Source organism: Sphingobacterium alkalisoli, assembly GCF_005049105.1.
Lineage (GTDB): Bacteria > Bacteroidota > Bacteroidia > Sphingobacteriales > Sphingobacteriaceae > Sphingobacterium > Sphingobacterium alkalisoli.
Genome location: NZ_SUKA01000001.1, coordinates 757440 through 778589, shown reverse-complemented (window position 1 = coordinate 778589; position 21150 = coordinate 757440). Strand labels below are relative to the sequence as shown.

Genomic DNA, 21150 nt, shown 5'->3' with positions numbered 1-21150 from the left:
ACCGAGCTTGCGAGCTCATCGAAGATAATCATTATTGTTTATCTATATTATTTACATCTCGGTTTCATCATTCATTAATTTTTAAATACAGGTGCATAAACTGATTGCTTCATCGGTACACCTTCTCCAATCGACGGCCAGCCGTCTGACCATACTACTTTATCCAGCATCAATACGCGTCTACTAGCTCCACTAGAAACCTTTGCTTTATCTCTTTGGATCGCATGGTATAGTAACCAATCTGTACCTTCTCCATCTTGAATTATTTTGCTATGATGCCCCGGTCCGACCATCCATTCATTACCTTTCAGCAACACTGTTCCTGTTCCACGTTCATTGATATCTCTTCCAGATTTATCGAGATATGGCCCTTTTAGGGATGTGGCCCTCGCAACAAGCACATGGTATTGACTATTCGCTCCATCACAGCAGCTTCCTTTAGAACCGAAGAAATAATAATATCCATCTTTCTTATGGATCATTGCAGCTTCCCAATCACCGGCCGCTACCTTAAATTTTCTCTTTAAATCGGGTACACTTGCTCCATCTGCGGCCAACGGAATACCATGGATTCCTTGTGATGGTCCGTTCCCAAAGCTTCCCCAAAATAGAAAATTCTTTCCATCCTCTTCATAAAAAGACGGATCTATCGAATTGGGAACATCCACCTCACGGGTTGTAAATAGCTTACCTTTATCATGGAACGGTCCCTCCGCCTGATCTGCTATTGCCAGTCCAATACCTGGATCCCTGTCCCCCCAAAGCGAATAGGAATAGTACAGATAATATTTACCGTTGATCTTATTTATATCCGGAGCCCATAAACCGCCTTGATTTTTCCAAGCGGGCTTTTCATTAAACACGTTACCCACATAGCTCCAGTTAACCAAATCTTTAGACCGCAGAATCGGCATCAATCGGTTTCCTTTCCCATCTCCCCAGTTATCTTCAGTTCCATAGGCATAGAAAAAACCTGTGCTGTCATCTCTAATCACCGTTGGATCGGCTAGAATGGGTTCAAACACGGGGTTAGTATACGTTCTAAGCGCATCAGATTCCTTATAATCCGTCCTAGAATCAAAAATTTGACAGGACCACAAGAGAAATATGATTCCAAATACGCTAATTATAAAAATCAGGTAAGTACTTCTATTTATAATCATCCCTTTCAATCCTCCGCTATAGATGCCGTTTGCTTGCGACGAGTCTCTGCTTCTGACAAATTGTATTTTGTAACGATCATTTGTATATTCTATCTTTTGCTTATAATTGTAATCGGGTACGAATTATGAACCGCAATTGATGATAATCCATTCCAAAGAATAGATTATCAGACTGAATTATCAATCAGTGAGAGCAAAGTTGAAAATTACAGCTTGCAAAAAATTGTCATTTTAATTCAAAATAAACTCAAATTGTATCATTCATGAGAACTCATAAGTCTTCGGCACTGCTATTTATCTCTTTTTTTACGCTGCTATGTATTCCCATTTTTCAAATCTCCGCACAAGTATATTATTTTAACCATTATCAAGTCGAAAATGGCGTTTCTAATAATGCTATTCTATGCAGTGTACAAGATAAAGATGGCTTTATGTGGTTTGGTACACGCGACGGATTGAATCGATTTGATGGATACAGTTTCAAACACTTTTACGCTGACACCGAAACCAGTGGTGGACTCGGTAGTAACTTTATTCATAGTATGGCTGTAAGCAGTGACAATCAGCTTTGGATAGGTACTGATCAAGGCGTAAATATATTTGATCCGCGAACCGAAAAATTCGCCGATTTGCCGGAAGTACATAACAGGGAAATTGTAAAAATTGAAGAGGATCCTTCTGGAAATATCTGGTTCATTGCTAATAATGAGCTGTTTTACTATGACGTCATTCGGAAGACACTAGAGCAAAAAACCTATCGTAAGCAATATGTAGTTTCCAGCTTCTGCTTTGACAATAATAAACAAGTATGGATCGGCGCAGAAAAAAAACTCATTTCACTAAACACGAAACATACATACAGCTTACCCATCACCTCCACCATAACGACAGAGGTCAAAAAGCTATTTGTAGACAAAGAAAACAATATCTGGATGGGAACCTCGAAAGAGGGATTATTTAAGTATGATGCAAAAAAGCAAACAATTAAGCAGGTTATCGCCTCCCCGTTTCCCTTTACACCCTTATACATCCGGGACATCCTCCAATTTAACGATACATCTCTGTGGATTGGATCTGAAGCAGGCGTATTTATCTACAACACATCAGAGGACCGGTACCACATATTACGACACGAGAAAGACAACCCCTGGAGTCTTACAGACAATGCGATCTACACACTCTGTAAAGACCACCAGGGCGGCATGTGGATCGGCACCTATTTTGGTGGTATCCAATACTACCATCCCCAACATACGTACTTTGAAAAAATATTTCCGAGATCTACCACCAATTCTATTCAGGGGCATGCCATACGGGAAATAATTGAGGATCGCGACCAAAATATTTGGATAGGTACAGAAGATCATGGTCTCACCGTCTGGAATCAGCGCGAAAATAGTTTTCTTACGTTAGGCCAAAAAACGAATCTAGCCCATAGTAACATTCATGGACTCGCAATCGCTGGCGATAGCCTCTTGGTCGGCACTTTTCATCAGGGGATGGATGTCGTAGACGTACGTACGAAGAAGGTAATCAAGCATTTTGACAACAAGAATACACAAGGCAGGCTTGGTGATAATTTTGTCTTCTCTATATATCGAACAAGGGCAGGCAGAATTCTAGTAGCAACTTCCCGTGGAGCCTATGAATTTTTCCCGGGAGAAGATCGGTTCCAAACATTAAGGCATTTGGAACGTCATATTTGGTATACCTCTATTTATGAAGATAAACAAGGAGATATTTGGCTGACAACCTGGCGTGATGGATTAATAAAGTTGTCGCCAGCAACTGGAAAAGTTGCACGTTATCTTCACGATGCAGAAGATAGGCAATCTCTTAACAGCAACCGCGCCAATAAAGTATTTCAGGATTCTGAAGACAACATTTGGATTGCGACAGAAAGTGGAATTGCACTTTGGCAAGAAAAGACTGGCAGTTTCCACAGAATCACTAAACATGACGGATTGCCCAGTAACCTGATTCTGGGATTCGAAGAAGATGCGCGTCAAAACCTATGGATTAGCACTTCACGTGGACTTGTCAAAATGAATATTCATACACACAAGATTGATTTATTTGATACCGAGTTGGGGCTTTTGGGACTTCAATTCAACTATAACTCTGTTTTTAAGGACAGCAAAGGTCTCCTGTATTTTGGCTCTTCAAAAGGATTAGTTCGTTTTGATCCCCTACGGATGACAGAGCATTTTAACACCGACCTACGTGCTCCGGTATTTATTACCGGCATTCAAACCCATCAACGGGAGCTAACAATCGGCGGACGTGATGGCAACCTAAGCCAGTCGGTCATTTATACAAACCATATTACGTTAAACCATGACGAATCAACTATCAGCATTGATTTTGCAGCCTTAAACTTTGTATCTGCCAAATCTACCTCGTATCGATACCGATTAGTAGGTCTGGATACCGCCTGGACATTTTTGCGCACGAATGGGAAAGCAAACTTTACGAAGATCCCTCCCGGCAAATATCGCTTTGAAGTGATGGCAACAGATGCCAATGGTACGCCAATTTCCGAACAAAAAAACTTACATATTAGCATAAAACCTCCTTTTTGGGCGAGCACTCCCGCCTTTATTGTATATGCAATTTTGACGTTCTTGCTCTTGTACTATGCCTTGTCTATCTATGATCAGCGTATCAAGGAAAAGAACAGACAACGTCTCGAAGTTATTAAAAACCATAAAGAACAGGAATTATACAAGGCTAAAATGGACTTTTTTATGCGTATTACGCATGATATCAAGACACCGTTAACCTTAATAAAAGCTCCTTTAGAGAAAATACTTCAGGGCGCTGATACCACAAAAACAGAAAAGTGGTTACATAGTATCCAGCAGAACACGGAAAAACTTCTCACTTTGACGGACAATTTACTTGACTTCCGAAAAATTGAAAGCAGCGAATTTTCACTACAGCTTCAAACACAAAAAATAAGTGAGCTCATACAAATTGCCTTGCAAGAATTTGCGCCGTTGATAGAAAGTAAAAAGCTGGGCTTACAGGTGGATATGGACGAAGAGCTGGAAGCCCTAATTGACATAGAGACCATCTATAAAATTCTTTCGAATTTACTATCCAATGCCATCAAATACGCCGAACATATTGTTATCATTAGCCTCCGTAAAAATCCAACTCGGGAGACTTTTTTTATTGACGTTAAAAACGATGGTGTCGTACTTACCGAAGAAGAAGTACAGCAAATTTTTAAACCTTTCCAGCGCGCATCCTCCCATTACAGAATCAAAGGATCGGGGTTGGGATTGGCTTTAGCATATTCCTTCGCAGAACTGCATGGCGGTTCACTTTACTACGACAAGAATACCGAAGAATTGAATGTTTTTGTTTTGGAGATCCCGCTAAAAAATTGACGTTTTTTGATTCTTAGTCCATATTAATGATGTAAGAATACATTCCTCTCTCTTGTCTTGCAAATTGAGACAAAAAAACAATTTATTGATACAATCAAGCAACTTCTAGCGGCAAATATTCACAAACTTTGTCTATGAAGTTTCCGTTGGGGACCATTATAAACACATATTACTTATATTATTAACACAAGCCTTACACAACGAATCTGTAACATGATCCGTCATCACTGAATAAATATAAACCCTATGTTAAAAAAATCCTTCTTATTGTTATTAACAATATGTTCTTTTCAGTTTTTATCGGCACAACAAAACCCGTTGAAACAATTCCCAAAAGGATCAACCCCTAAAGAGATCGGCAAACAATTGGCCTACCATTTTATAAATGGCAAGCATGAACTATACGACAGATCAATCCATTATGCCGAAGTATGCACGTGGAACGGGGCACTGGACTACGCCCTAAAGGTTAACGACAAAAAGCTTATCAAGCACCTTCAGGATAAATTCGAACCGCTCTTTACGACGGAAAAAGCATTACTACCTCCCATGAACCATGTGGATTACAATATGTTTGGAAGCCTTGCCCTTAAACTTTACCAGATTACAAAAGACGAGCGGTACAAAAAGATGGGATTGGAATACGCCGACACCCAGTGGATACTACCGGCAAACGCCAAACCTGAACAAAAAGCGTGGGCAGATAAAGGATATTCCTGGCAGACGCGCTTATGGATAGACGATATGTACATGATTACTGTAGTTCAGGGCGAAGCTTATAAGGTGACCGGTGACAAGAAATACCTTGATCGCGCCGCTAAGGAAATGGTCATGTACTTAGACGAATTGCAGCGTCCCAACGGATTATTTTATCATGCGCCAGATGTACCTTACTATTGGGCACGCGGCGACGGCTGGATGGCTGTTGGCATGCCGAATCTGTTACGCATGATGCCTGAAGACCACAAAGACCGTCCCCGCATCATGGAAGGTTATCTGAAGATGATGAAAAGTTTAAAAAACTATCAGCAACCCAGTGGGATGTGGAATCAGCTGATCGATGAGCCTACCTTTTGGGCAGAAACATCTGGAGCGGCCATGTTCACCTACGCTTTTATCGTCGGTGTGCAGGAGGGCTGGCTGGATGCTGCAGAATATGCTCCGGCCGCACGTAAGGCATGGTTAGCGATGATTCCTTACATCGATCAACGTAATAACGTAACTGAGGTTTGTATCGGAACCGGAAAAAAGAACGACAAAGCGCATTATTTTAATCGTCCGCGCAATGCCGGAGATCTTCACGGACAGGCACCCTATCTGTGGTGTGCAGCCGCTCTTTTAGGAGAGTAAGAACATCTACACCGTATAGGAACAAATGAAATTTTGTCCCTATACGGTGTAGATTACAGTTTCCATCTTGATATAGTTCACTAATTAATTAACCGGAAAGCACCACATTGAGACGAAATAGCAATTTATTGATCGAGATATATATTTTTTTCTATCAAACATTAGGGAAATTTGAATATTGAATTGTGTAACAACTAAATTATAAACGGGTAACCTAAAATAATTCGGAAAAGAGAACAAGAAATTGATTCCCTTTGATGTTTTTTTTATTAATCAATTAATAAAATGGCTAAAAAAATAAGCAGATTATAATGAACTAAGCAACTTCGTGAAAGAGTAATTCTGCTCTTATCAAAGCGCGTAGCAATAACAAGCACATAAAACTAGATTTAAACCGTCTGGGAGATGAAAAAAAATCACCCTGGCTATTCTATGCCCTATTGGAAGTAGGTCGTATGCCATACAACAGATAACAATTATAAACAGACTAAATTAATGAATAAAAACCAACACGCCTATGCAAAATATCGACAAAATCAATCATCCACCCTGGCTATTGAAAATTACGAACAAAATTAAATTAACCAAATTCCAATTGGATAACAATAAATGTATATAGAAATGAAAAACAAAATTAAAATTAGACCTTGGCCCATTCAGGGGATACTGGTGGCACTTATTACGATTTTCTTTGTACAATGTAAAGAAAAGAGCACCGATGAACTTGCAAGTGTATTTGACCCATCGAAACCGGTTTCTGTCACAGACTTCCTCCCGAAAGAAGGTGGCGCGGGGAGCAATCTGGTGGTTTACGGAGATAATTTTGGTAATGACATATCTCGAATTAAGGTCATCATCGGTGGAAAAATTACTAAAGTCATCAGTGTCAAAGGTAATGCCTTATATTGCATCGTGCCTGCGCAGGCTTACGACGGAGATATAAAAGTAAGCGTATTGGACGAAGCCGGTGAAGACGAACTTGCCTTTGGCGAAGCTGTAGAAATGTTTACGTACGAACGAAAATGGATTGTGACGGATCTAGTAGGGACATACTACGAGGTTGGTTCCATGTTTGAGGAGAAAGAAGGACCTTTTGGCGATTGCGGAGCATTCAAGGAAATAAACTGGTTTACCTTCGATCCTAAAAATCCCAATCGCATGTATTTCGCCGCTGAAAATAGTGCTGCACGTATAGTGGATCTGGAGCAGAGGTATGTGTCTTATTTTCGTACGCCTGGTCTCGGACGTAAGTCTGTCATCCTTTGGAAACCTGACGGGGATCAAGACCTGATCACGGCCGAGAACCATGCTTCGGACACACGCAACGCATTTCATATCTATTCCAGATCATCCAATTTTCAGTCAAGTCAGGTCATAAACCGTGTAGCGCGCGGTGTCAATGGGGCGGCGATTCATCCGGTCAATGGGGAGATGTATTATACACTTTTTCGTGCAGGAGAAATACGGCGTCATGATTTAACAACTGGAACTGACGAGCTGGCTTTTGCTAACCCGTTTTCCGCGGTTGCAATTTATATTGTTATACACCCGAGTGGCGATTATGCGTATATCACCAATTCCGAACGGCATTATATCCTGCGTAGTGATTACGATTACGGCAGAAAGACCTTTAAAGCACCCTATCCGGTTGCTGGTACGGCAAGTACCTCGGGTTGGGTGGATGGTGTAGGCACAAATGCACGCCTCAATCGTCCAATGCAAGGCGTATTTGTCAAAAATCCCGTTTATGAAGAGCAGGGGGGCGATCCATACGATTATTACTTCTGTGATCGGGACAATCATTGCGTTCGTACAGTAACGCCTCAGGGTAGGGTAAGCACCTTTGCTGGACGAGGCAACAACGGCACGAGTGGCTATTCCAATGGCGATCTCCGTTTGGAAGCGCGTTTTAAAGGCCCCAGAGCCATTGCTTATGATGAGACCAGAGATTGCTTCTATATAGGTGACACCGATAACTGGATTATCCGGAAAATTGCGCTGGAAGGAGAATAGAAAACCAATTATTAAATACATACAGATAATGAAAAAATACATACTATGTATCGGCCTTGCTGTGCTGGCCATGGGACAGCGTGCCCTTGCCCAACAGGGAACAGAACAAGTGGTACAGGAAGAGGTGACGATCACGGGTAGAGTCACCGATATAAACAGCGAACCGCTTATGGGGGTGAGTATATCTATCAGTAATGCGCCTGGTTTGGGAGCGCGTACCGATGAGGCAGGTCTATATAGTCTAAAAGTACGGCGGTATCAAACCTTGGTATTCACTTATGTAGGGTACGATAAAGTGGAGGTCTTACTTAATGCACAACCAACGATTGATGTGACGATGAATGAGTCTGGGTCTTCTGTGATCGATCAGGTAGTGGTTACAGCTACGGGCAATGAGCGGCGGATAGCGGTCACTGGGGCGATCACGACTGTCGATGTGGAGCGGTTGAAATCCAACCCCTCAACGTCAATGGCGGATGCATTGGCCGGTCAGGTTCCAGGTATCTTGGCGATGCAACGTTCCGGCAGACCGGGCGAAATCTCCGAATTCTGGATACGAGGTATTTCCACTTTTGGTGCGAGCAGTGCAGCCTTGATTCTCGTGGATGGTTTTGAACGGGATATGAATGAGGTTAACGTAGAGGATGTGGAATCCTTTACGGTCCTAAAGGACGCTTCCGCCACAGCTATCTACGGTAGCCGCGGGGCAAATGGGGTAGTTTTGATCAATACTAAGCGGGGTAAGGAAGGAAAGATCGCCATCAATGCTAAGTTGGAAGGGTTTCGCAGCCAATTTACCAAACTGCCTACGTTTGCAGATGGATATACCTATGCCTCCATGGCCAATGAAGCCAAAACGACCCGTAATCAAGAACCCTTGTATTCGGCAGCCGAGCTGGAAATTTTACGCCTTGGTCTAGATCCGGATCTACTGCCTAGTGTTGACTGGATGGATGTGTTGCTACGGGACAACACATATAGCAATCGCAGCCAACTCAGTATGAGTGGCGGAGGCAAGACCGCGCGTTATTATGTGGGCGGATCTTATCACAATATGCAGGGCATGTACAAAGTCGATGACGCCATTAGTGATTACAATACAAATACGAATTTCAGACGTTATACCTATCGGTTGAATGTGGATATGGACATTACGCCAACGACTTTGTTACGTGTCGGTGTTTCGGGTTCCTTGCGCAAAGAAAATGATCCGGGAGTGGGTACCAATGCCATCTGGACATCCCTAATGGGCTATAATCCCGTCATGATGCCTCTAACCTATACTGATGGACGCATTGCTTCTTGGACTTCACAGGGTGACAACCTTAATCCTTGGGTACAGGGTACGATGACAGGGTATCGCGAAAACTGGGATAATAATATACAGACCAACCTAAATTTAGAACAAAAACTCGACTTTATCACCCCGGGCTTACGTTTTGTGGGGCGCTTTGGTTATGATACAAAAAACTGGAGTTCTATACACCGTTTCAAGCGGCCGGAAACTTGGAAGATTGAACGGTTCCGTAACCAGGGCGAGCTGGTGTTCTTTCGAACAGGGGTAGAACAAGTAATGACACAGTCTTCCAGTTCTGACGGATCGAGAAGGGACTTTTTGGAGTGGGATTTATTGTACAACAAAAGACTAGGTAAGCATAATTTTGGCGCTGTTGCCAAATACATGCAATCCTCTGAAGTGTTTACACAGGGCATTGGATCTGATCTGAAACGAGGTATTGCCCGGCGTATACAGGGTATTTCCGGACGTGCAAACTATAATTTTAATAACCGTTATTTTGTGGATTTCAACTTCGGTTACACCGGTTCGGAAAACTTCCACCGCGACAATAGATTTGGGTTCTTCCCAGCTTTCTCTGGTGCATGGAACGTTGCCGAGGAACCTTTTCTGAAAGAGGCGGACTGGGTGAATATGTTCAAGATCCGTTACTCGCACGGTAAAACGGGAAATGACAGAATGGGACCTTCAAATAATCCTATCCGCTTTCCTTACCTGTACGATATAGAGACGATGTCTGGTGGAGGTTATCAGTTTGGGAATACGCAAATTCTTCCCGAAAATGAACCTTGGATAAACGGAATGCGCTATTCGTCCGTTGCGTCTCCTCATGTCACCTGGGAGGTGGCTACAAAGAAAAACCTGGGCATGGATTTTTCTTTCCTTAACGATAAAATTTCGGGGGTATTTGACCTATTTGACGAACGTCGGGACGGCATCTATATGACACGGATGTTTCTACCAAATATGGTCGGTCTAGAAAGCAATCCACAGGCAAATGTGGGCAGTGTGAAATCTAGGGGATTTGACGGAAACATTGATTTCAAACAGAAATTCAATACGGTCGATCTCACCCTTCGCGGAAATATGACGTACAGCAAAAACGAGATACTCGCACGTGATGAGCAAAATACGATATATAATTACCGCCTACAACAAGGACATCGTGTGGATCAGGCTCGTGGTCTGGTAGCTTTGGGTCTGTTCAAAGATTATGACGACATCCGCAACAGCCCGACGCAACAATTTGGCGAGGTGATGCCGGGAGATATCAAATATAAGGACATCAACGGTGATGGGATTGTTGATGCGACAGACGTGACCGCGATCGGTGCTACTACACGCCCCAACCTGATCTACGGTTTTGGGATGTCGATCAGCTGGAAGGGGATTGACCTCAATGTTCTTTTTCAAGGTGCGGGCAAATCAAGTTATTTTATCAACGGTTCATCCGTCTATATGTTTCAGGGGGGTGACGGTTGGGGAAATGTGCTGACCGAATTGGCCAACAGCAACCGTTGGATACTCGGAGTCAACGAAGATCCGAATGCGGACTATCCAAGGTTGAGTTATGGTGCAAATTCCAACAATTACCGAGCGTCTAGTTTGTGGCTACGGGATGGATCCTATATGCGGCTCAAAAATCTGGATATCGGCTATTCACTACCCAAGCATTGGGTCAATAGAGCGCGTTTAAATAGTGCTAGGATCTTTTTTGTTGGCACAAACCTGCTTACTTTCTCCGCATTTAAGCTTTGGGATCCCGAGATGGGCAATCCAGATGGGAAAGTGTATGGCTTGAGCCAGACATTGTCATTGGGTTTACAGGTTAATCTATAAAGAATAATGAAAATGAAAAAAAATGCGATAATTTTATCCATACTGGGGTTGTTATTTATCCTGGGTGGATGTAAGAAATATTTGGACTCGGACTACCTGTTTGATGAACGGATGTCAACCGAGGATGTGTTTACCAACCGGGATTATACTGAACGCTGGTTGGCCAGAGCCTACAGCTTTTTGGGCACCAATGCCATGCAGGACGTGAGTAGCAAAAAGTCCGTGATGTTCAATTTTGCGGATGATATGTATTACGGTGATGAGAATGAAGAATATGCCCGCTGGAAGCGTGGCCAATATGTAGAGACTGGTTTAAGCGGTGAAAGTGGGGGGATATGGAACGTAGGATACGATGGTATTCGACAGAGCTCCATCTTTATACAGAACATTCACCTCAATCAGGCGATTTCAGACGTCGAGAAAGAAGATATGAAAGCCCAGGCCCGATTTCTGCGCGCTTACTTCTATTGGATTGTGATTCGCAATTTTGGCCCTGTTCCACTTTTACCGGATGAAGGACTTGATTATACGGAGAGTTACGACAATCTTGCCTTGCCCCGAAATACATATGATGAATGTGTAGATTTCCTGACCAGCGAATTGGCAGAAGCCGCGAACGCTCTGCCGCTTACTCGGGGAACAACCAATATCACCCGACCTACGCGCGGTGCGGCATTGGCCCTCCGGGCCAAGATATATCTTTTTGCGGCCAGTCCATTATTCAATGGTAAAGCGCCAGCGGATGTAGCGGCTGGCTTAGTGGATAAAAAAGGTAAACCGCTTTTGTCTGCAACCTATGACGAGTCCAAATGGGCTCGGGCAGCAGCAGCAGCCAAAGATGTCATCGATCTGGGGCGTTACCAGCTGTATGTCGCATACCGTAAGGAGACGGGGAATGTGCTCTACCCAGCGACGATAACACCGCCATATACCCCAACTTTCTCCGATAATAATTGGCCTCTTGGCTGGCGGGATATTGATCCGTATGAATCTTATCGCTCCTTGTTTAACGGCGATGTGGCAGAATTTCAGAATCCGGAACTTATTTTTACCCGGGGTAAAAACCAAGGTGACGAGAATATCAGGGTCATGGTCCTGCACCAACTTCCCCGCTCGGAGGCCAGGGGATACAATTCACATGGCATGACCCAAAAACAGGCGGATGCCTATTACATGAACGACGGTACTGATCTCCCAGGGATGAACAGTATGTATCAAGGTCAGCCGGGCTATGCGGGTCGATACAGTACGCTGCCGCGTCCTACAGGTGTGGTGACAGAAGAGCAACAAATCGACTATCCAGAATTGGGTGTGGGTAAAGGTGTTGGCGTGCACAAGCAATATGTGCGTCGCGAGCCCCGTTTTTATGCCTCGGTAGCCTACAATGGTTCAGTATGGCATCTGGACAATGCGACGTTACCAGAAGATGTCGCCAATAAAAATAAGCAGATCTTTTATTATTTTGATGCGGTAAATGGATACAGACCAGGTGTGACATATTGGTTGCGGACCGGCATAGGCATCAAAAAATATGTACATCCAAACGATACACGCCTTGTATCCCAAAATACCGGTTATGACGTAAATAATATCGAACAGAAGGTCGACCCAGCGATTCGCTATGCCGAAGTATTGATGATTTACGCGGAGGCCTTAAACGAGTTGAGCGGAAATCACAGCATTCCTTCGTACAACGGTTCGAAAACGCATACCATTATGCGCGATATTGAGGAAATGAAGCAAGGTATTCAGCCGATTCGCATCCGTGCTGGTCTGCCAGATTATACCAGCGAAGTGTATAGCAATCCGGACAAATTTCGTATCCAGATGAAACGCGAGCGCCAGATTGAATTCTTTGCCGAAGGGCAGCGCTTTTACGATCTGCGTCGCTGGACAGATGCGCCACAGGAGGAAGCTGCGCCCATCTACGGCTGCAATACGCTGCTTACGTCGGACAGACCGGATTACTTTCATACACCCGTACCTGTACCTTCCTTACCGACCATTTTCTCCTTGAAAATGTGGTTTTGGCCGATCGATTGGAATGAGCTGCGAAGCAACAAAGAACTGACGCAAAATCCAGGTTGGACAATGCCGGAATAACACACTATAAATTTGAAGATCATGAAAAAGATATATATCCTGTTTTTAGCAATCACAACCAGCATTTTGTTGCTATCCTCCTGCAACAATGAATGGGAAGATGAACAGTATGAACAATTGGTATCCTTCAAGGCCCCACCTAACACGGAAGGTGTGAACTGGACTTATGTGCGGTACAAAGCAGATGGTAAAGTGACCTTTAATCTGCCGTTGATCGTGAGCGGGTCTACACCCAATACACAGGACCGGACTGTGCGTATCGGTCTCGATTTGGATACTTTGGCGATTATGAACCGGGAGCAATTCGGACATCGACAAGAACTTTTTTATCAGTTATTAGAACAGAACCATTATAGTATGCCCGAAAGCATCACGATACCTGCCGGGCAAAGCCAAGTGAATATCCCGATCGAGTTCTCACTGGCGGATATTGACGAGGTGGAAAAATGGGTACTTCCGTTACAGATTTTAGATAATCCAGGAGGAAATTACCAGATTAATCCACATAAACATTACAAAAGAGCCATGCTGCGTATTATGCCTTTTAATGCGTACTCGGGAACGTATAATGCAGCGCAGTTCCGGATAATCTTGGAAGGCAATGCCTCCACTCCACTTACGGCCGCACAGCAGCGCGCGTATGTGGTCGATGACGAAACCATCTTTTTTTATGCCGGTACACGAGATGTGGATTATCTAGATCGTAAATATTATAAAGTCTTCTTAAGATTTACCGATGAGCAAATCGATATCCAAAAGAAGAAACTCGAAATATGGAGTGATAACGCGGCAAACAATAAGTTTGAGGTAGGCTCGGAGCAAGCTTACTATATTTTGGATGAGGACATGGATCCTACAAGACCTTTTTTGAAGCGTAAATATATTACACTTTCACTTAGTTATAAATTTGAAGATTATACCTCTGTGCCAGGCTTACGATTACAGTATGAAACTACAGGTACGATGGCGATGCAGCGTAACTTGAACACCCTGATACCGGACGAAGATCAACAGATTCAATGGTAATAACATATGGGGTTGTCAACGACGTTGCGCAACCCCATTTTTTTACATCAACCAAGTTCCTACTGTTCGCCGCCAGCATTAGAGAGATCTTTCAACAGATCGATCTTTAGATTCTTTCTATCGTCAGAATGACAGAGGAAGTTACACAACTTAAAACAAAAGAAAAATGTTAAAAAAATTACTGACTAATATACTGCTGTTCTTGATTGTTATCCCATTTGTCGGATCGTGTAAAGGCACAGAAGAAAAAACTATTGAAAGGGAAATTACCAGCTTTTCGGTCGTGGATCAAAATGGAACAAATCATATATTGAGTGTAAATAATGCTAAAAATACAATTACGAACAAGGAGACCTTTCCTCCGCATGTCAATCTATCGCGTCTAATTGCGCAATTTAAAACGAATAGCGCAGATGCTATTCTTAAAGTCGATGGCGTGCCGCAGCAAAGTGGCAAGGGAGAAACCGATTTTACAGATGAAGTTGGCTATGATCTATATGTTGGCGATGTAAAACAGCGCGCTTACACGGTCAACATCACGAAAGAAGCGATGGCAAACACTTTCCGAACATTTGCTTTTTCGGATCAAACAATATCACTTTTTCCGGTTGTGATAGATGAAGAATCGAGCGAGATTTCCAATGAGAATGAAATTCCCAAAAATGTTGACATTACGGCATTACAACCTACATTCACCCTCACCGAAAGCAAAGCTACCGCCAAAGTAAATGGAGTAAAGCAACTGAGTGGCGTACAACGTCATGATTTTTCCAAACCTGTAGTGTACACCATTGAAGGCGAAGATGGCTCGTCCCGAACTTACACCGTCAACTTAAAACAAGGCAACGTAATAGCGATTACAAACCCTGTTATGTCTGGGAGTTATGCAGATCCGACGGTAATCCGTGTTGGAAATGAATTCTATGCATATGTAACATCCGGACGCGTAAGAGGTTACAAATCCACCGATCTAATAAACTGGAACCGTATTGGCACAGTGAGCGAAGTTTTTACGACTAGACCTGATTTTGTCGAAGTTGTCAGCGGTAAAGACGCCCCCGCTATGTGGGCACCCGACATCAACTATTTCGATGGTAAATATGTGATGTATTATTCCATATCGCAATGGGGCGAAGGCGCTAAATGTGGCATCGGCGTAGGCGTTTCGAATCTACCTCAGGGGCCTTTTGTGCCACCGGCCGGTAATCCCAATGGAAAATTATTTATCAGTACTGAAATCGGGGTACACAATTCCATCGATCCATGCTTTTACGAAGAAAACGGAAAACGCTACCTTTTTTGGGGAAGCTTCCATGGATTATATATGACAGAACTAACTGCCGATGGTATGGCGGTAAAGGATTTAAGTAAAAAAACCAAAGTTGCCGGTAACGCCTTTGAAGCAACATACATTCACAAAAAAGGCGATTACTACTATCTCTTTGCGTCCGTAGGCAGTTGTTGCGATGGTTTGAACAGTTCTTATAAGGTGGTAGTCGGACGATCGAAAAATCTTGCAGGCCCTTATTTGGGGCGCACAGGTACAGATATGAATACCGTAAATTCATGGAATGCACCAGGCTTTGATCCGATCGTATTACAAGGCGATGGTACATACATTGGCCCCGGTCACAATGCAAGAATCCTCACAGATAAGAACGGAGTAGATTGGATGCTGTATCATGCCTATATCAAAGAGAATAATGCCGTTGGTTCCCGTAATCTACTGCTTGGCAAAGTGAACTGGGATAATGAAGGGTGGCCTAAAGTCGATAACGGCACACCGTCTGCTGTACTTACCCAAATGCCTGAATTTTAATAATAGAATGAATATCACTAAATTCAACTTCATGATAAGCAAGTATTTTATGTTGGCGATTGCAGTGCTTTGGTCTTGCAAAAGCAGTAGCAATGCGATCCCCACGGAAAAAGAAGAAGACGATAAAAAGACCGTCGTCGTAGCATCCGTGTCGAATTTAGCCGCAGGAGAAACGGATAAGAAGAACGAACTCAAGATCACTTGGAATAATCCAACAGCGACGGTATCCGTGATGATTTCCTATACAGAGGAGGGAACGGATGAGGAACATACTGTTACGCCTCATATACGTACAGAAGGAGAAAACAGAAGCTCCTATGTATTAAAATTACCACGATATGCGACTTATAAAATTGCAGCCGTCGCCATGGATAATTATGGACGAAAATCAGAATCCCTCACGGTAACAGCTACTCCGGCCAAGGAGGACGCTCCCCTATCCTACGAGATAATCGGGGATAAATTACCTATTGCTGACCCTTATGTTTTGTATTACGAAGGTAGATATTATGCCTACGGAACCCGGATTAATGGTTTTGAAGTTTATATATCGGAAGATCTGAAACATTGGAAGCGCAGCACAAATCTTGCCTTATCGCCCGAAAACTCGTGGGGAACGAGATGGTATTGGGCTCCCGAAGTCTACTATGTGGCATCTAAAAATCGATTTTATATGTTCTATTCCGTTGACGAGCACATCTGTGTAGCTTCGTCTAACAGACCTGAAGGTCCTTTTATACAACAGGAGAAAACACCTATTGTGAGTGAAAAAGCAATTGACACCCATTTGTATATTGATGAGGATGGTACGCCCTACTTATATTATGTACGGTTTACCGGTGGAAACGTCATTTGGGTGGCTGAGATGAATGATGATTTAAGAACTATTAAAACTGAAACATTGACAAAATGTATCAGCGCCGAAGAACCGTGGGAACGGAAGCAAGGAACGATTACTGAAGGTCCCTCCGTGATCAAGCATGGCAACATGTATTACCTCATGTATTCTGCTAACCATTTTGAGAGCCAGGATTATGCTGTGGGTTATGCCACATCAAATTCACCTAAGGGTCCATGGAAAAAATACAATGGCAATCCGATTCTACGAAGGGATAAACCTGCTGCTTCCGGATTAGTCGGCACAGGTCATGGCGCTCCTTTTATCACTGCTGATGGAAGTTATAACTACATCTATCACGCACATGCGAATATGAATAGCGTAGGTCCGAGGACTTCCTACATCAACGACATGACAATTTCTGAAGATGGTGTCATTCGTATCAGCGGAGAAGCAATTAAGCCGGTGTTGGTAAAATAAGGAACTCTCCCTGCGAAATTAATTGGGCAGGCTATCGTGCCTGCCCAATTAATTTCGCTTATTAGCGTGCGTCCAAGCTTTTGGGATCAAAAATCGCGACACCCACCTGACTGTCTGCGCAACCGTAATACAAAAACCATTTGTCTTTAAAATAAACAAGTCCTTGGATAAATACCGTACCATCCGGATACTGTCCACTTTTTTCGAACGGCTCGGTGGGTACAAAAAATGGCTTATCCAAACGACCAATAACTTTGGATGGATTTTCTAAATCAAACAGTACCTGTCCTGCCGCATACGTTCCGGCGGTATAGTTTGTATCTCTCCCATCGCCGCCTTTATTTTTGCCGTTGTATAAGACCAGGATGCCCTGATCAGTAATAATCGCTGGAGGGCCACATTCCGTCATATCGCTATCAAAATAACCTCGTCGAGGTTTGACGATCAGATCTAGATCGCCTTTGTTGTCCAACGTAGGCTCCCAGTTAATCAAATCATCAGAAGTAGCAATATTCATAAAGCGCTCACCCCAGTACATCATGTATTTTCCGTCTACCTTGGTGATAACTTGCTTATTGTTCTCGACTTTAGTCACTATTGAGCCGGATTTACAGAACATATCCTTAAACTTTCCATTGTGTGCTTGTTGAAATGCGGGGCCGTGCTTTGTCCAATTTTTCAAGTCCCTAGATGTGGCCACGGCTAGGCGTGCTACTTTTCTGTTCCATTGCGTATACATCATCACATATAGGCCACCATCGGTAACAGCGATACGTGCATCTTCGCATCCACCCGGCCATTCATTTTCCTTTTGTGTGTCTTCGTCAGGATAAAAGATCGGCTTGCTGCTTCTTTTCATGTTGATCCCATCTTTGCTTGAGGCAATGCCCAGTCTAGAGGTTCGCTTCCCGATACCCATACCAGATTTATCTTCCCCTCGATACAGCACGTAAATCCGGTTGTTCTTCACCACCGCTCCTGGATTGAACACATCGCTCGCTTCCCAAGCTATATTTTGCTTGCTCATTGGGTCGAAAAAAGTGCTTTCCGGGTTAGGCGATATCACTGGATTGACCCCTTCTGGACGTATGAAAGGACCCAATGCCCAATCAGGAAGCTGGTGCTGTGCGTTCGCAAAAGAAGTAAAACAAAGAAAAGCTATAAGAATTTGTAGTCGTAAATTGATATAATTCATAATGGGGTCTTTTTGCTCGATTATGGTCACTCGACCATACAAATATTACTAATATTTACCTAAGAAAACCCGTTAATTGTATCAATTAATTGATTTTTTGTCTCAGCAGCAAATGTAACTAAGCAGCAATCGTCTATGCTATCAAAAAACATATTGAGACGATTTCACATTTTATTGATACAGAGAGATATTTTATTCCGGAAGACATTTGGGAAATTTGAGTATTAAATTGTGTAAAGGCTAATTTTTATAAACGACACCTAATACTAATTCGAAAAAGAATAAGCTACTTCATGTAAAAGGATTTCACTGTAAATTCGTAAAATTAAAACCAACGTGCCGATACAAACTAACAACATACGCATGAAGATAAAGGCTATTTCTAAAATTTTAGGTTCCCTTACTGTAGGGCTGGCCTTACAGCAACCAACCCAAGCAGTTGCACAATATGCAGCAAATAAAGAAACAACAACAAAGCCAAATTTTATATTTTTCATCACCGACGACATTGGTTGGGACGATTTGGGCTGCTACGGAGATCCAAATGTCAAGACGCCAAATATCGACAGTTTGGCTAAGTTAGGACTTAAGTTCGAAAATGCATATCTGACGACCAGCAGTTGTAGCCCAAGTCGTTCTAGTATCATTACGGGGCGATACCCCCACAATACCGGAGCACCCGAACTCCACGATCCACTTCCTAGCGGACAGGTAATGTTTCCGCAGCTCCTGAAGGAAGCCGGCTATTATACGGTGTTATCCGGCAAAAACCATATGGGGCCACAAACGAAGCATGCATTTGATACGATCTCACCGGGCAAGGGGCCAGGTGGCGAAGGAGATTGGAACCAGATTATAAAAAACAGACCGAAAAATCAGCCTTTTTTCTTTTGGTTTGCCTCACACGATGCGCATCGAGACTGGCAGATTAACGATAAGGGTCCCATATACAATCCCGATGATATCATCGTGCCACCGATGTTATACGATGGTCCAAAGACACGTCAGGATCTTGCCGCATATTACCACGAAGTGTCGCGCGCCGACTATTACCTAGGGGAAATTGTCAGGGAATTAAAGAAGCAGAACATCTTGGAGAACACCTATATCATCTTTATGAGTGATAACGGAAGACCGTTCCCCCGAAGCAAAGGAAGATTATACGACAGCGGAATAAAAACGCCTTTTATTGTCTATGGTCCTAATGTAAATCAAGGTAAAACTAACGCTTTAATAAGCGCAATAGATATTGCATCTACGGTTCTAACATTGGCAGGTAATGACGTCCATGATAATATACAGGGCGTGAGCTTTCATTCCATTTTAGCCGACGGCGGAAGATCGGAACACCGTGATTTTGCGTTTGCCGAACACAATTGGCACGTCTTTCAAGCCCATGAACGAATGGTTAGGCACAAGGACTGGGTATATATCAGAAATGCTTTCCCCGAGCATCAGAATTTGGTAGGCGAATCTACACGGCAGTTTCCCGCAGGAAGCGAATTGTGGGATGCCCATGATCGCGGATTGACAGTCCCGGAACAGGAAGATGTGTTTCTTGTACCCCGCGAACACGAAGAATTGTACTATCTACCTGCTGATCCATATCAATTCAACAATCTCGTGTCCGATAAAAAACACCAAAATTCCCTCGTTTATTTGCGAAAAGTAATGGATCAATGGGTTGCTGAAACAGGAGATTCTGTGCCGCAGAACCCAACACCTGATCGAGATGATGTTTATGGAAACCGGCTTCCGGGAGAATGGAAAAAGGGGGAAAGGGCCGGATTGGCTAAGGGTGCTTTAAAAACAAATGAAAAAGGCCCTCGCCATATTAAGGATGTGCGGTAAAGTTAAAAGTTACCAAAAGACAGCATAATTTCGTATATTCACAGCGCGCAATTAGAGATCGCTATATTATAAATCAAAAGTCGTAAATAACAACTTCTTGTTAGTAAGAATGGGATATGAAAAACCTAAGAAATCATACGGATGAAGCATTGGTTATCTTATTAAATGATGATGACGAAAAAGCTTTTTTGGAGATTTATGATCGCTATAAAAATGAACTCGCGGCGCATCTCGTTCGGCTGTTGCGTTCCTATGAATTAGCTGAGGAGGTGCTGCAAGAGGTGTTTATGATGTTATGGGAGAAGCGTCATGAGATGGATGCATCAAAGTCCGTTCCAGCCTACTTGTACCGGAGTGCAATAAACAAATCAAAAAATGTATTTCGTAAATTGGCGAATGACAGTCGTCTGCGAGAGGAATTTCTGACATACTTTAGGTCGACGGATAATAACATGGTGGAGGAGTGGATAGAACATAAGGAAACGCAACAATTGCTGCAAACATTGTTAGATCGCTTACCACCTCAACAGAAAAAAGTTTATGTGCTTTGTAAGCTTGAAGGACTAAGCTACAAAGAGGTAAGTGAACGACTTAAAATTTCCATAACGACCGTTAATAGCCACATCAGAAATGCTAACATTTTCTTAAAAGGGGAACTGAAAAATCAAACCGAACTTACCAGCATTTTATATCTCACTTTTATTTTTGTTATTTTTTAATTTTTTTTCTTGCTGATTACCAGTATATTATAAAATATATTCTATTTCCGTTGCTTGCTTTT

The 21150-nt window shown here is 43.0% G+C and carries 12 protein-coding genes; 10 read left to right on the top strand and 2 right to left on the bottom strand.

Annotation, left to right across the window (positions count from 1 at the left end):
* Window positions 1-74 precede the first annotated feature (74 nt).
* Entirely contained in the window at window positions 75-1163 is a 1089-nt protein-coding gene (locus FAZ19_RS02835; protein ID WP_136819076.1) for a family 43 glycosylhydrolase, read from the bottom strand.
* Window positions 1164-1426: 263 nt separating this feature from the next.
* Between FAZ19_RS02835 and FAZ19_RS02830 the strand changes: the two genes are divergently transcribed.
* From FAZ19_RS02830 to FAZ19_RS02795, 8 genes are all read left to right on the top strand, one after another.
* Window positions 1427-4558: a ligand-binding sensor domain-containing protein gene (locus FAZ19_RS02830; RefSeq protein WP_136819075.1), complete on the top strand. Its 3132-nt coding sequence runs from the start codon at window positions 1427-1429 to the stop codon at window positions 4556-4558.
* 246 nt (window positions 4559-4804) lie between these two features.
* Window positions 4805-5908, top strand: coding sequence for a glycoside hydrolase family 88/105 protein (locus FAZ19_RS02825; protein ID WP_136819074.1), 1104 nt, complete (start codon window positions 4805-4807; stop codon window positions 5906-5908).
* Between the two features lie 621 nt (window positions 5909-6529).
* Window positions 6530-7921, top strand: a complete 1392-nt coding sequence (locus FAZ19_RS02820) for an IPT/TIG domain-containing protein (protein WP_229707276.1) — start codon at window positions 6530-6532, stop codon at window positions 7919-7921.
* Window positions 7922-7949: 28 nt separating this feature from the next.
* Window positions 7950-11057 carry a SusC/RagA family TonB-linked outer membrane protein gene (locus FAZ19_RS02815; protein WP_136819073.1) on the top strand — a complete coding sequence of 1036 codons (3108 nt, stop codon included), beginning with the start codon at window positions 7950-7952 and terminating at the stop codon, window positions 11055-11057.
* Window positions 11058-11063: 6 nt separating this feature from the next.
* Window positions 11064-13160 (top strand): RagB/SusD family nutrient uptake outer membrane protein, encoded by a 2097-nt coding sequence (locus tag FAZ19_RS02810; RefSeq protein ID WP_229707277.1) that lies wholly within the window; start codon window positions 11064-11066, stop codon window positions 13158-13160.
* A gap of 21 nt (window positions 13161-13181) precedes the next feature.
* The gene (locus FAZ19_RS02805) at window positions 13182-14186 is read left to right on the top strand and encodes a DUF4973 domain-containing protein (protein WP_136819072.1); all 1005 of its coding nucleotides are present in this window, start codon (window positions 13182-13184) and stop codon (window positions 14184-14186) included.
* 166 nt (window positions 14187-14352) lie between these two features.
* Window positions 14353-16005, top strand: a complete 1653-nt coding sequence (locus FAZ19_RS02800; RefSeq protein WP_136819071.1) for a family 43 glycosylhydrolase — start codon at window positions 14353-14355, stop codon at window positions 16003-16005.
* 31 nt (window positions 16006-16036) lie between these two features.
* Window positions 16037-17323 carry a glycoside hydrolase family 43 protein gene (locus tag FAZ19_RS02795; protein ID WP_211245418.1) on the top strand — a complete coding sequence of 429 codons (1287 nt, stop codon included), beginning with the start codon at window positions 16037-16039 and terminating at the stop codon, window positions 17321-17323.
* Window positions 17324-17384: 61 nt separating this feature from the next.
* On the opposite strand, the gene FAZ19_RS02790 is transcribed toward FAZ19_RS02795, so the two are convergent.
* Window positions 17385-18518, bottom strand: a complete 1134-nt coding sequence (locus tag FAZ19_RS02790; protein ID WP_136819070.1) for a glycoside hydrolase family 130 protein — start codon at window positions 18516-18518, stop codon at window positions 17385-17387.
* A 363-nt stretch (window positions 18519-18881) separates the two neighbouring features.
* Between FAZ19_RS02790 and FAZ19_RS02785 the strand changes: the two genes are divergently transcribed.
* Entirely contained in the window at window positions 18882-20369 is a 1488-nt protein-coding gene (locus FAZ19_RS02785) for a sulfatase family protein (RefSeq protein WP_136819069.1), read from the top strand.
* 116 nt (window positions 20370-20485) lie between these two features.
* On the top strand, window positions 20486-21088 hold the full coding sequence (locus FAZ19_RS02780) for an RNA polymerase sigma factor (protein ID WP_136819068.1): 603 nt from the start codon (window positions 20486-20488) through the stop codon (window positions 21086-21088).
* The last annotated feature ends 62 nt before the right edge of the window (window positions 21089-21150 follow it).